This is a genomic window from Aminobacter sp. BA135, assembly GCF_050859125.1.
GTDB classification, from domain to species: Bacteria; Pseudomonadota; Alphaproteobacteria; order Rhizobiales; family Rhizobiaceae; genus Aminobacter; species Aminobacter ciceronei.
The window spans coordinates 314,567-327,152 of sequence record NZ_CP139573.1 but is presented as its reverse complement, the minus strand read 5'-3'; the positions used below and the strand labels follow the sequence as shown (position 1 = coordinate 327,152).

Here is a 12,586-nt window from a genome sequence, read left to right as displayed (position 1 = left end):
GCCATGAGAATCCTGATCTGCAACGACGACGGCGTCGCCTCGCCGGGCCTTGCCCGCCTGGTGGCGGCGGCAGAGACCATCAGCGACGATGTCTGGGTCGTCGCACCTGAGCGCAAACACACCGCCGCGGGGGCCTCTCTGACCATGGCCGAGCCGCTCACCATGCGTCGTACCGCCGAGCGCTGGTACTCGTGCTCGGGTCGCCCGGCAGACTGTGTCGTGACCGCCATGACCTGGCTGCTTGCCGGCGACGGCAGGCCCGACCTCGTGCTCGGCGGCATCAATGACGGCCGCAACGTCGCCGAGGATCTCGCCTACTCCGGTACGCTTGGCATTGCCCGCGAGGCGAGCTTCTGGGGCGTGCCGGCGATCGGCTTCTCGCAGGTCAAGTCGCCGGAAATCCGTGCCGGCGACGATGCCTGGCTCGGCGGCCTGATCGCCGGGCTCTGGCGCAGGCGGGCTGATTGGGTGCTGGAGGGCCATTGGCTCAGCATCAACCTGCCGTCGTCGCTGCCGGCCGAAATCCGCCAGCCAAGCGTCGGTCGCGACAAGATCGCCCGGCGCTCCGAGGTCGTCGAACAGGATGGCGACCGCACCGTGCTCGTGGTGCCCCGCGGCCGTGAAAAAACGACCGTCGAGGGTGATGAGAACAGCACTATCGACGCCGGCTACATCACCATCAACCGCATCAACTGGTTCGGCGAGACGCGCCTTGCCGAGGGTTTTCTGAGGGCGCAATAGGTCGACATCGAGGGGCGTGCGGTTCGTAGCGAGGTCACAGTCTCCGTCGCGCCAACAGCAAAAATATCGCCAACGCCCCGCTCATCAGGCCCAGTGCCAATGGCAGGCCCTGATGTCCGATCAGTTGCATGGTGAGGCCGGTCGCGGGCGACCCCAAGATGCCGCCGACGCCCCATGCCAGGGCGAAGCCTGCATTGCCGGCAATCAGCATCTGGCCTGAGAACCGCTCGCCGAGTTGGATCAGCGCCATCGTGTAGATGCCGAATGAAGCGCCGCCCCATATGAAAACGATCGGCCAGACCAGCCACGCATCGAAGACCAGCGGCAAAAGCAGGCAGCCGGCCAGCGACGCCAGGGCACAAAGCAGCATGGTGCGCGTCGCGCCAAACTGCTCGGCCAGCCGCCCGAGCAGGATCTGTACCAGGGCGTTGCCTGCAATGAAGCAGGTGATCAGCGACGCGATCCTGCCTTCGGCGCTGCCAAGTGCTGTGCCATAGATGGCAAACAGCGAGATGAAGGTCTGCTCGAAGGCGGCGGCGGTGAAAACCGCGAACAACAGCAGTGGCGCGCGTGCGAAGAAGCCGCCGATCGATGCGACGTTGCCGTCATGCTGCAGCTTCGGCATGCGCGGCACGACCGCAAGGACGATCAGGCCGCAGGCAAGGAATGCCGCGACGCCAACCATGAATGGCGGCCAGCCTTCCGTGCCGACAAGGCCCAGGGATAGCGGGCCGATGGCGAAGCCGCCCGAAACGATCGATGAATAGAGCCCCATGATGCGCCCACGACGGGATGCAGGGGTGATCGTCAGCAGCCAGGTTTCGCTGATCACGTAGAGCGGATTGGCGAAGAAGCCGAGCAGGAAGCGCAGCGGCATCCAGGCCCAGGCATCCTGCAGCAGGCCGATCGCCACCAGCGTGGCCGCTGCCAGCAGCGAGCACAGGATCGCCAGCCGTGCCGCGCCGACACGAGGCGTCAACGCTGGTATGACCGGCGAAGAGACGATGAACCCCAGCGGCGTCATCGCCGCCGACAGGCCGATCAGGCCCGGCGCCGTTCCCTTGCGTTCGAGGATGAAACTGAGCAGCGGATAGGTCAGTCCCTGTGCCACAGCAAACACCGTGACGGTTGCGATGACACCCGCCATTGCGGCCCATGGGATTTCTCGCTCAGATGTCGCGCTATTGCCCGTCATGCTGACCTCGAAACAGGACAGGGCGGCTCTGCTGCAGGTGTGTGGGGAACTGGCGGCCAGATGTCATCGGTCTTCCTCACGCCTGCCAGAAGTGCTTGGCGATCTCGGCCTCGACCTGTGGTGTCGTCAGGCCGATATCGTCGATCAGATGGGGGTCGGATCTCAATTTCTGCTCGAGTTCCCAGCGGAAACGTATGCGCCAGCGCCAACTGGCCATAGTGCCTGTCAGGGTTGCCCGCGTTGCGCAAGGCGAGCCGGATGTATTTGCGCAAACATCATTCATAACAACCTCCGCCCGGGTTGAGGGACGCTTGTCCGTCGATCTGGATGAGGCTGACTTCAACAGAAGACGAATGGCGTCGTCCTTAAGTCCCGCCAAATAGTTCCAAAAACTTCCAAACCGGCTATAGATGCGCTGCATGAAGGGAGTGCGTTTCGCCTTTGGTCCGTTCTTGCTTGATCCGGATGCCGGAACGCTGCTCCGGAACGACGATCCCGTAGCCGTCAGCCATCGCGGGATGAAGCTGCTTGCGGCGCTGGTCGGGCGGTCGCGCGCGATCCTCGGCAAGGCCGAGTTGATGGATGCGGCCTGGCCCGGTACCACGGTCGAGGAGGGCAATCTCACCGTCCAGATCGCGCAGCTCAGGAAAATGCTCGGTCCTAAGGCCGACGGCGGCGAATGGATCTCCACGGTCCCGCGCGTCGGCTACCGCTTCCTGGGCAGGGTCGAGCAGCTTGGCGAAGCCGGGCGAAAACCCTTGCCGCTGCCCGACAGGCCGTCGATTGCCGTGTTGCCTTTCGTCAATGTCGGCGACGGTTCAGAGCAGGGGGCTTTCGCGGACGGCCTGACCGAAGACCTGATCACTGACCTGTCCAGGGTTCCAGGCCTGTTCGTCATCGCGCGCAACTCGTCCTTTGCCTACAAGGGGAGGGCGATGGATGTGCGCACGATCGCAAGCGAGCTCGGTGTGCGCTACCTGCTCGAGGGCAGTGCCCGGCGCGCTGCCGGGCGGGTGCGCATCAACGTCCAAATGGTCGATGCGGTGAGCGGCGATCATCTCTGGGCGGAGCGCTTCGACCGCAGCCTGGAAGATATCTTCGCCGTGCAGGACGAGGTCACGGGCAAGATCGTCGAGGCGTTGCTTGGCCGGTTGCGCACCCCGCCACCGCGCGTCCGCCCCAAAAACCTCGAGGCCTATGATCTGTGCGTCCGGGCACGCAAGCTGATGGACGATTCACCGCAAGCGGCGCGTGAAGCGCATCTGATGTTGTCGCGCGCGATCTCGCTCGATCCCGGTTACGCCGAGGCCCATCGCTGGCTCGCCATGAACCATTGGATGGGATGGGTGCACAGCGGCGGACCGGCGGAAGCCGGCCGCAAGGACGCTTTGGACCTGGCGCGCAAGGCTGTGGCGCTCGATCCCGGCGACGCCGGCTGCTGCTGGGTGCTGGCATATCTGCTGGCCTACGACAAATGCTTCGCCGAGGCCGATGCGGAGTTCGCCAGGGCGATCGAGCTTGACCCGAACGAAGCCGACACCTGGGCTGCACTCTCCGACATCGCGATCCTTGCAGGACGGATCGAAGATGGCCTCGCTCACATCCACAAGGCGTTCCGGCTCAACCCGTTTCCGGCAGGCTGGTATTATCTGGTGCTTGGCCAGGCGCAGTATGCGGCCCGGGACTACGAGGCTGCCGCCGAGACGCTGCTCAAGGACGAGACCTATCGCACGAGCTCGCGCCGTTTCCTGGCGGCAAGCTTGGCCCAACTGGGCAGGCTCGACGAGGCACGTGCGGAAGCTGAACTGTTTCTTGTCGGCAACCCCGACTACACCACCCGCCACTGGGCCGCGACTGAGCCGTTCCGCGACGCCGCCACGCTTGCGCATTTCGTCGACGGTTTCTGCAAGGCGGGGCTTCCCGAGTGAGGCGCAAGTAGTTACCTGTCGCAATGTCGTCTGGCAAGTTCCATAAGATAGATTACGCGGCAAACTCGTGTAGCCGCAAAGTTAAAATGTCCTGTTTCCGCAAAGTTGGAATGTCACACTCCTTGCGTCTGACCGACGCCAAGGAGATTGCGGATGGGATTGATTGCGATGAGTGAACGCGATCTGCAGCGGATCGAGGTTTTGTCGAAGGTGGTCGACGGCCGCATGACGATGGTTTCGGCTTCGCATGTCCTGGGCTTGAGCACGCGTCAGGTTCGACGGCTGTTGGAGCGGATCCGGACGGATGGTGCGGCATCGATCCGGCACAAGGCGATCGGCCGGCCCTCGAACAACCGGATTTGTGACGGCGTGCGCGACTATGCCGTGGCGATCGTGCGCGAGCGCTATGTCGATTTCGGTCCGACGCTGGCCGCCGAGAAGCTGGCCGAGCGCGACGGGCTGACGGTGTCGCGCGAGACCTTGCGCCAATGGATGTCGGAGGCCGGTCTGTGGCTGTCGCGCAAGCAGCGCCGGACGTTTCATCAGCCGCGGTTGCGGCGCGAGGCCTACGGTGAACTGGTGCAAATCGATGGATCCGAGCATCGTTGGTTCGAGGATCGCGGTGCCCCATGTTCATTGCTGGTGTTCCTCGATGATGCGACCGGCAAGCTGATGCAGTTGCGCTTTGTACGCTCGGAAAGTGCGTTCAGCTATTTCGAGGCGCTCGCGTTCTATCTGAAGGCGCATGGTGCTCCGGTCGCCTTCTATTCCGACAAGCATTCGGTGTTCCGGGTGGCGAAGAAGGATGCCAAGGGCGGCCAGGGCATGACCCAGTTCGGGCGGGCACTTTGCGAGCTAAACATCGAGATTCTTTGCGCAAATTCCAGTCAGGCCAAGGGACGGGTCGAACGGATGAACCGGACGCTACAGGACCGTTTGATTATGGATCTGCGCCTGGAGGGCATCTGCGGGATGGACGACGGCAACGCTTTCCTGCCTCGGTTCATGGAGGGCTATAACCGGCAGTTTGCCATTACCCCTGCCCGACCTGATGATCTGCATCGGTCGCTGAGCCTCGCGCCGGATCGGCTGCGCGACGTCCTGTGCAAACGTGAGCAGCGCTATGTCGGCGCGCAACTGACCTTCTCCTACGAGCGCCAGCGGATCATGCTGGACGAGAACGAGGTGACGCGCGGACTGGTCGGGCGCTATGTCGAGACCTACGCCTATGCCGACGGCCGGCTGGATGTGCGCTGGAAGGGGCATTCCCTGCCCTACCGGGTGTTCGACAAGGATCAGCGGGTGACGCATGCGGCGATCACCGAGAACAAGCGGCTTTCCGATGTGCTGGCCTACATCAAGGAGCGCCAGGACGAGCGGCCGGCGCCGAAGGTGAAGACCAACAGCGAGAAGAATGGCTACAAACCGCGGGGTCGCAAGCCGGGCAAGCGGAGGGATTTCATGAAAGATCCCGCGATCATTGCTCGGCGGCGGCAGGCGCTTTCCCAGCAAAGTGCGGTGGAGCAAGGATAAACTTACCCGGCACGGCTCAATGGAGAGTGAGTTCGGATTGCATGTCGGAGTCTAGCTTTAAGCAGGCAGGCCACAACGGTGTCTTGTGGTAGGTTCCATCCTGCCAAATCGTCAGCCCCTCGCGATCTTCGTGCAGCAATCCCAGCCAGCACAGCGGTCGAATGATATCGTAGCGGAGCGCCGACCTTTCCGCCCAGGTTTCGACAGTCATTTCTGCTGGCTCCGGGTACGATTCGCTCGGATATAGCTCGTTCGCCAGGTCGTCCAACGAACAGCCCGTTTCTGCTTTCATATTGATAAGATTGAGAAAGACGTGCCACCAACGCATCCGATTACGGACGGCCTCCTGCGTCTGCCCGTAATGGATATAAGCATAAAGATAATCCGTCGCGATCAGATCGAAGAAGGCCTGCGGTCTCGCCAGAAAGTCTCGGCCGCGTTGGGTTGGTACCAGTACGTCCTTTCGCCGCCGCAGAAGCCGCAAGTACTTGACCATGTCACGGACGACCAAAAGCGGCGGCATATCGGCTTCGTTGAGAACCTTGTTGATGCTGTATAAGTCGTCCGACGTGTAGCCGGGCCAATCGAACTGAACAGCGGCCCAGTGGACGAACTTGCGGTTCATCGCCCCCGACGCGGTCAGGCCGATGCCTCCCTGGGTCTCTGCGTAGGAAACAGTCTTGGTCATGCCGCGAAGCAGCGGCGACAGCGCGGCTACATCGACATCACCCATCAGCTTGATTTCCGGAAGCACCGCGAGATCCTGCCCCTGCACATTCAGCTGCCTGCAACATCTACCAGGAACGCAATAATTGGAACTGAGAAAGCTAAAGCCGATGGGTGTCTCTCACCCGCCCCGCTCTGCCCTTGCAACCCGGACCAGCCGGTCAGAGCGGGGCTGATTGTCGTGCCGTGTGGCAGCCTGAAGTGACATTTCAACTTTGCGCCAATGCGGACATTTCAACCTGGCCGCCACAACTCGTTTGATGTTGCCAGGGTGGTGGCCGCTGACGGACATTCGGCCACGCCGCCTGCCATTGCGAGGCGTCCGGCGCGTGTCTAGGGCAGCCTGGTGAGCACCACGTCACGGCCGCGATCGCTGTTGAGCACGATCGCGTCGCTCCTGATGCGAACACTGTAGAGCCACGGCAGCACCCAGGGCGCGATACGCCATTGGTCGTGGATGTCGGTTTCGCTTGGGCGAGCGAGATACATGTCCGCATCGCATGCATCGAGCGAAAGCCGTGCCGTGCCAAAAGGCGATGTCACGCGCATGCTCCAGCGGCCGTCAACATTTTCGATGCTTGCGGTCAAACCGCTCTCTGTGCTGCTGTACGTGCCAGACGGGTAGCTCCCGGTTTGCCTTGGTGCTTCCACCCGTCGATAGCGCCTTGAACGGCCGAACGTTTCGGTTCGTATGGATCCGTCCGCTTCCAACCAAAAGACAAATGCCGGCAGCGAACCACGGGCATGGAACTTACCCACTTCCGGTTCCTCCAGTGCCGAGACGCCCATGCTGCCGACGATTGCCGGCAGTCCGCCCGACTCCTCGAGACCAAAGACGCGGCCGCCATCGTCGGATCGCCAGAACCCGTAACGGGTCTCGAGGGATGCAATGCCTTCTGGCGAGAGCAGGCCGCCGGGGCTGCGGCCAAGCACGATGTCGAGCACGTCGCGCGCGAGCCCAAACGATGAAAAATCGTCGTGGTTGGACAAGACGATGATCGAGATGTCGTCCGAGGTGTTGCGGAAAGATTCCGAACGCGAGCCGGCGATCCAGCCGCCATGGCCGACGAGCGGGACGCCCTTGTGGCACGTATTGACGAGGCCCAGCCCATAGGGCGACGCAACGCCGTTTATCGTCACATAGGGCTTTCCCATGCGCTCGATCATCTCGGCTGTGCCAACCTTTGGCTCCCGCAGGTTTTGCTGCCAGATGATCATGTCCGCCAAGGTCGACACCAGGCCGCCTTCCCCGCCGATCGCAATGCCCCAGGCAGATTTGAGCCACTGGCCTTGTGGGCCTCGCCGGTGATGATCCGCCAGACGGGGACGGATTTCGTCATCTCTCACCATCAGTTGCGTATCAGTCATCCCGAGGGGGCCGCTGATGTAGTGCTCAAGCGCCTCGTTGAAATTCTTGCCCGTTACCTTCTCGATCAGTTCGGACAGCAGGAGAAAGTTCGAATTGCTGTAGAGGAGGTCTGTCAGGGGTTCAAAATTGAGCCCCAGTTGCCATGCGACGATCGCCTTCGCCGCCGACCTGGAGGACGGCGCGGTGATTGGAATACCAGCCATGATCATCGAATCCAGGATGTCGCGAATGCCGCTGGTGTTCGATGCCAGATGGCCAAGCGTCACCCGGCTGCCCCAATCGGGCAGCCATGGAAAGTGATCTCGTATGCCGTCTTCTGCTTGAAAAAAAAAATCACTCTCCAGCATGAGGATCATCAGCACGGTGAACTGCTTGCTTTGGGACGCTATTCGCACAACCGAGCGGTCCGTCAGCGGCAGTCGATGGGCCAGGCTGGCAAGCCCCCTCGCCCGTTGATAGACAAGGCGGCCCTTGTGCAGAACAGCTACGGCGACGCCGGGGCCGTCGGGCGATGCTGCCTCGGAGATACATGCATCAAGCAATGCGACTTCGGTTGATCCGAGCGATCCCGAACGCTGAGAAACAGACATTTGATGTTCCGCTAATATTCCGCGACAAGAAGCCTGTCCCCGTGAGGAACGGGGACAGGCGGGTCCCTTACTTCTCCAGCGACACGTTCCAGAACGAGGCCCAAGGAGACGGCCAGAAACCCTTCAATCCGGGCGCCTTGGCCGAAAGTGCGCTAAAATTTCCAACCTTGATTATTGGTGCTTGCTCCATGATCAGCGACTGCACGGTGCCAAAAGCAGCAACGCGCTTCGCCGGATCGGCGGTGCCTGTCAGCGCCGTCATCGCATCCGCAATTTCTGGCGTGCTCCACCAGCCGACCGCCGTTGGAGAAAAGATATTGATCAGCGCCGGCTCAGCCAAGAACGGGCTGTGCGTGATGAAGATGTCCCACAATTCAGGATTCAGGATGCGCTGGGTCAGTGTCGCCCAATCGACGACCTCCATTTTCACGTCGAAACCAGCGAGCTTCAGGTATTCTGCAGCGACCAGCGCCATCTTGTAATGAAACTCGTACTGGCGACTGGTCAGAATCCGCAGCGGCGTCGGCGTCGTCAGCCCGGCGTCGGTGAGCAGCTTCTTTGCTGCATCGGCATCGCCGACATCATAGTTGCCCTCAACACCGACGTTGCTATGCCATTGGTATCCCTCCGGATACATTGCGCCCTCGACAGCAAAGAATTTCGGGTCGCCAAAGGCGGCAGCGAGCATATCGCTTTCGCTGAGGGCCGCCTGCACGGCCTTTCTCACCTTTACGTCAGCAAGAACGCCTTGCTTGGCATTCATGCGCATCATCAGCCAACCGGAGTTCTGCAACAGAACCGCCTCTGACTTGCTGTCGGCGAGCCGGCCCATTTGTTCGACGGGCAGCGAGTCCGTATATGCAAATTGCCCCGCAATGGCCCCTTCGAGACGGGTGGAGGCGTCCGGTGCCGGAACGAACCTGATCTCGTCGAGATAAGCGATCCTCGCACCAGCATAACCGGAGCCTTCCTCGGCGCGCGGCTTGTATTTGTCAAAGCGCGTCAGCTGGATGTATTGATCCGGCTTGCGCTCCTTGAGCTGATAGGGGCCGGTGCCGATGACCTCGACCATCGGGTCTGCCTGCTTTTCGCTGGGCAGCATGATCGCGGCGGAATTGTTGAATGCAAGCAGAGCCGGCAGTGCTGAATAGGGCTTGGTCAGGGTGATACGAATTGTCGACTGATCGACAGCCTCGATCTGCTTGACGGTCGGAGCGATCTGCTTACCCCGGCCTGCGAGCTTCATCCAGCGGTCCAGGGAAGCGACGACGTCTGCGGCGTCGAACTGGGTGTCGTCGTGGAAGACGACGCCCTGGCGCAGCTTGATGGTGTACACGGTCCCATCGTCGCTCACCTCGGGCAAGCTCTCCGCCAGCAGCGGCGCGACATTCCAGTTCTTGTCGAAGGTAAAGAGCGTCTCGAAGATGTGCTGGCTGATCATGCCGACGAGATCTGTCGACGTAACCATCGCGTCGAGCGTTGGTGGCTCTCCAACCGTCGCGACATTGATGATGCCACCTTTGGTTGGCTCCGCATAAGCCGCAGATGCGGTTGAAAGCGCGGCCAACGCAGAAACAACAGCCAGTCTCATCGTCATAATGCCAGTCCTCCCAGACTTCCAGTGTAATGGAATATATTCCATATTTTAGAGGCTAGGCTTTTGTCGGTTGTTGTCAAACCTTTTCTGCCGATCCAGTGGCATTGATGCTTGGGCCAATGCACGTCGATCCCTCTTCGCCGAGCTACTTCGGGGCGCGAAGGTTTGCCCGGTTAGGATCGGCCCTGATGGCATAGAACAGCGTGCCCACGCCCACACGGCCGTGAAGCTTGGCGTTGCGCTTCGGTTGTGGAGCGGCGCCGCGTCAGCGGTCCCTGATCTGGTGGAGCTGATGCCTGGACCGCGGCTGGATCTCGATATCGCTAGGCGACATGGCCTGCGTCTGGTCTTGCTGCCATGACCGAACCTGCCGAGATATATTGTATATATATACTTAAATTCATGTGCATCTTAAAAGCAACTTCGTGAATAGATGATAGTTTGATAATTGATCACCTCCGTAGGTCGCATGGGGGTGCGGTGTGGTCGTGTCAAGTATCTTTCCCGAGATGCAACAGACTGGTACGAATGGCTCAAAAGTACGGACTCTCAATTATTCAGTCTCAGGTGATACGGACTCTGATAGCTTTAAATCTTGGCAACAGCTTCTGGCGTCGCTGTTCAGGGTGACGCGGCCGTTTCATCGGCGAGAGCATGGTTTTTTCGCCTCGCTGACCGTTTACCACCTAGGCTTGGCGCTGGTTCTGCACGGAAAGAGCGATGCCGTGCGTTACTCGCGATCCGATGCCTGGACCCTGCGCGATGACTTGGATCATCTTTTCATCCATGTCTGCAGCCAGGGCGGCGGCCATCTCAGGCGCGCCGGCGAGAACAGGCGGCTGAACCATCTCGATGTCGGGATCGTCGACCTGGCAAGCCCGCTCGATTTCGTCGCCTATGCCAGCGAAAGCGTAAGCCTTGTGTTGCCGCGATCGCTCCTGTCGCCGACCACCGGCGAACTGGACAGGCAGCATGGCCGCATTCTGTTGCGGGACACCCCGGTTGGCGGTCTGCTTGGGCAGCACATCGTGACCCTGTGCCAGACGGCGCCACGGCTATGGCTCCACGAGGCGGTGGCGCTCGCTCGGGTGACGGCGAACCTGGCCGACACATGCCTGGGCATCGGCGCCGTCTCGTATCCGGCGCCCACGACGACGTCTCACGGCGGTCTCATGCGGTCCATCCGAGGTTACATCGAAGAGCGGCTGCATCAGCCGGACCTGGCGCCCGAAGAAGTGGCCTCAGCGTTCCTCATTTCGCGAAGCCAACTCTATCGGTTGTTCGAGACATCTGGCGGCGTCAGGCACTACATCAGCCGTCGCCGCCTTCGCCGCGCGCTGCTCGACATCTGCAGCCCGGCCCTTCGCCATAGGCGTATCGGCGACATCGCCTACGATCTCGGCTTCAGGAATGAGGCTCATTTCAGCCGGATCTTCCACGACGCCTTCGGCAGTTCGCCCCGTGCTGCACGCGCTGCCAGCAAGCGCGGCGATGCTGAATGGCTCGCGGTCGCCTCTCCCGCACCGGGCGGTAATCAGCTGGAGCATTGGCTCAAAGAGTTGATGGCTGGGTGACCTACCCACAGGCGCCTCGCGGTGGAGAGCCAGCAGAGCTTGCTGGGACAGACAGACATGTTTTTGGGACGCCAGCCGGAGGACGGGTCTCCGAAAATGCGACAGATTATATTTAGCGGCGTGGCGGAAGGTTACTTAAAATACTACGAAATATTCTTGGAGTTCCAAGAGTTTCGTGGGAGCGCGCTTCGCGGCGATTTCTGTTGTGTCTGATTTTTGTCAACCATAGTTCCAGGAGGCCAAAATGGCGAAGCTACACATCTACAAGAAGGTCGGGAATACATGGACGAAGATCGCCAATGGTGACGGCACCGTCAGCACCGACGAGCCGTTCACGGTTACCTTGTCGTCAGGGTCCGTCACCAGCGGAAACACCTACGACATCAGGCAAGGCCAGTCGGTGACCGGTGACCTGTGCAATTGCACTGCGGTCAACGGCAAGAACGCGACCTTCAGCGCGGCGGCGGCCGACGAGGTGGAGACCTACGAACGGGATGTCGCACGGCAGAGCCTGGCGAGCTTCTACGCGGCCCTGGACGCTGTGTCCAAGGCAGTGACAATCCTTGTCGATCTCGATGACCTGGCCACGCTCAAGACCAACAACTACGCCATGTGTTTTGCCAAGAAGGTCGCCTCCGGCAGCGACGGCGGCAGCTACAACGTCGTCTGGCAGTCGCTGACCAAATATGTCTACAGCACTGCCTTCTCGTGGACGCCTCAATTCTCGCTGTTCGGCACCAATGTCTTCGCCGACACGGTGACGGTCACGGCGACAACCAACCAGCGGGCGCTCGGCCTCGGCCAGCAGTGCCTGCTCGACGCGAACGGTATCCTGCAGCCGCCGGCGACCGGCGGTCCAGTCACCGGTGTCTCCATGCAGAACCAGTTCGGCCTGATCCACCCGGCGCTGAGCCAGATCTCGACGCTGAACGGTGTCCAGCAGACGACGCCGCTCTACGTGGCGCCCAGCGGCATGGTTCAGGGCTCGGTGACGCTGACCCCGATCGACACCGTGATGGTGTGGTTCCAGCAGGACATCGCCACCTCAACGATGTTCAGTTCGGCTCGCTCCATGTCCACCGAGATCGACCTCACCTCGACCAACACCGCCACCCGCCTCTACAAGGGCGGCCAGTGGTCGACCCCATCCTGACCTGCAAAGACTCCCGGGCGGTGCTCGTCGCCCGGGAGGTCTTTCGCGGCAACGCAATACCCCCTCACCATCGTTCGGCGCTCGTCGCACCTGTCATGAAACCATCATGCTGTTGTCATCGCGCTGAAATCTCATTGCCCCAAACGAGGACCGCAATTCCGTTCAGGCAAAGAGGTTTCC

Annotated in this window: 10 protein-coding genes; 5 read left to right on the top strand and 5 right to left on the bottom strand. The window is 61.2% G+C overall.

Annotated elements, in window-relative coordinates; genetic code table 11:
- Positions 1 to 3: 3 nt before the first annotated feature.
- A complete protein-coding gene (locus SLT36_RS29460; RefSeq protein WP_432288599.1) occupies positions 4 to 741 on the top strand; it encodes a 5'/3'-nucleotidase SurE in 738 nt (245 codons plus the stop codon).
- Positions 742 to 775: 34 nt separating this feature from the next.
- Here SLT36_RS29460 and SLT36_RS29455 read toward each other — a convergent pair whose 3' ends face one another.
- Together SLT36_RS29455 and SLT36_RS29450 are read right to left on the bottom strand one after the other, a co-directional pair.
- A complete protein-coding gene (locus tag SLT36_RS29455; RefSeq protein WP_432288597.1) occupies positions 776 to 1,936 on the bottom strand; it encodes an MFS transporter in 1,161 nt (386 codons plus the stop codon).
- A gap of 76 nt (positions 1,937 to 2,012) precedes the next feature.
- Positions 2,013 to 2,219: a DUF1127 domain-containing protein gene (locus SLT36_RS29450; protein ID WP_432289212.1), complete on the bottom strand. Its 207-nt coding sequence runs from the start codon at positions 2,217 to 2,219 to the stop codon at positions 2,013 to 2,015.
- Between the two features lie 136 nt (positions 2,220 to 2,355).
- Here SLT36_RS29450 and SLT36_RS29445 point away from each other — a divergent pair, with 136 nt between their 5' ends.
- Together SLT36_RS29445 and SLT36_RS29440 are read left to right on the top strand one after the other, a co-directional pair.
- Positions 2,356 to 3,864: a winged helix-turn-helix domain-containing tetratricopeptide repeat protein gene (locus SLT36_RS29445; protein ID WP_432288596.1), complete on the top strand. Its 1,509-nt coding sequence runs from the start codon at positions 2,356 to 2,358 to the stop codon at positions 3,862 to 3,864.
- A gap of 153 nt (positions 3,865 to 4,017) precedes the next feature.
- The gene (locus SLT36_RS29440) at positions 4,018 to 5,397 is read left to right on the top strand and encodes an ISNCY family transposase (RefSeq protein WP_432288594.1); all 1,380 of its coding nucleotides are present in this window, start codon (positions 4,018 to 4,020) and stop codon (positions 5,395 to 5,397) included.
- Positions 5,398 to 5,413: 16 nt separating this feature from the next.
- Here SLT36_RS29440 and SLT36_RS29435 read toward each other — a convergent pair whose 3' ends face one another.
- The 3 genes from SLT36_RS29435 to SLT36_RS29425 all read right to left on the bottom strand — a co-directional run bounded on the left by SLT36_RS29435 (position 5,414) and on the right by SLT36_RS29425 (position 9,679).
- The gene (locus tag SLT36_RS29435; protein ID WP_432288592.1) at positions 5,414 to 6,151 is read right to left on the bottom strand and encodes a hypothetical protein; all 738 of its coding nucleotides are present in this window, start codon (positions 6,149 to 6,151) and stop codon (positions 5,414 to 5,416) included.
- Between the two features lie 305 nt (positions 6,152 to 6,456).
- Positions 6,457 to 8,082 carry a serine hydrolase domain-containing protein gene (locus SLT36_RS29430; protein ID WP_432288591.1) on the bottom strand — a complete coding sequence of 542 codons (1,626 nt, stop codon included), beginning with the start codon at positions 8,080 to 8,082 and terminating at the stop codon, positions 6,457 to 6,459.
- Between the two features lie 67 nt (positions 8,083 to 8,149).
- Complete coding sequence (locus SLT36_RS29425; protein WP_432288589.1) at positions 8,150 to 9,679, bottom strand: ABC transporter substrate-binding protein; 1,530 nt, start codon at positions 9,677 to 9,679, stop codon at positions 8,150 to 8,152.
- Between the two features lie 692 nt (positions 9,680 to 10,371).
- Here SLT36_RS29425 and SLT36_RS29420 point away from each other — a divergent pair.
- The gene (locus tag SLT36_RS29420; protein WP_432288588.1) at positions 10,372 to 11,253 is read left to right on the top strand and encodes a helix-turn-helix domain-containing protein; all 882 of its coding nucleotides are present in this window, start codon (positions 10,372 to 10,374) and stop codon (positions 11,251 to 11,253) included.
- 244 nt (positions 11,254 to 11,497) lie between these two features.
- Positions 11,498 to 12,406, top strand: coding sequence for a hypothetical protein (locus tag SLT36_RS29415; RefSeq protein ID WP_154384410.1), 909 nt, complete (start codon positions 11,498 to 11,500; stop codon positions 12,404 to 12,406).
- Positions 12,407 to 12,586: the final 180 nt, after the last annotated feature.

What these genes read in the sequence shown, in the direction of transcription:
- SLT36_RS29460 (WP_432288599.1), top strand. Translation starts at nt 4, where the DNA reads ATGAGAATCCTGATCTGCAACGACGACGGCGTCGCCTCGCCGGGCCTT.
- SLT36_RS29455 (WP_432288597.1), bottom strand. Translation starts at nt 1,936, where the DNA reads ATGACGGGCAATAGCGCGACATCTGAGCGAGAAATCCCATGGGCCGCA.
- SLT36_RS29450 (WP_432289212.1), bottom strand. Translation starts at nt 2,219, where the DNA reads ATGAATGATGTTTGCGCAAATACATCCGGCTCGCCTTGCGCAACGCGG.
- SLT36_RS29445 (WP_432288596.1), top strand. Translation starts at nt 2,356, where the DNA reads ATGAAGGGAGTGCGTTTCGCCTTTGGTCCGTTCTTGCTTGATCCGGAT.
- SLT36_RS29440 (WP_432288594.1), top strand. Translation starts at nt 4,018, where the DNA reads ATGGGATTGATTGCGATGAGTGAACGCGATCTGCAGCGGATCGAGGTT.
- SLT36_RS29430 (WP_432288591.1), bottom strand. Translation starts at nt 8,082, where the DNA reads ATGTCTGTTTCTCAGCGTTCGGGATCGCTCGGATCAACCGAAGTCGCA.
- SLT36_RS29425 (WP_432288589.1), bottom strand. Translation starts at nt 9,679, where the DNA reads ATGACGATGAGACTGGCTGTTGTTTCTGCGTTGGCCGCGCTTTCAACC.
- SLT36_RS29415 (WP_154384410.1), top strand. Translation starts at nt 11,498, where the DNA reads ATGGCGAAGCTACACATCTACAAGAAGGTCGGGAATACATGGACGAAG.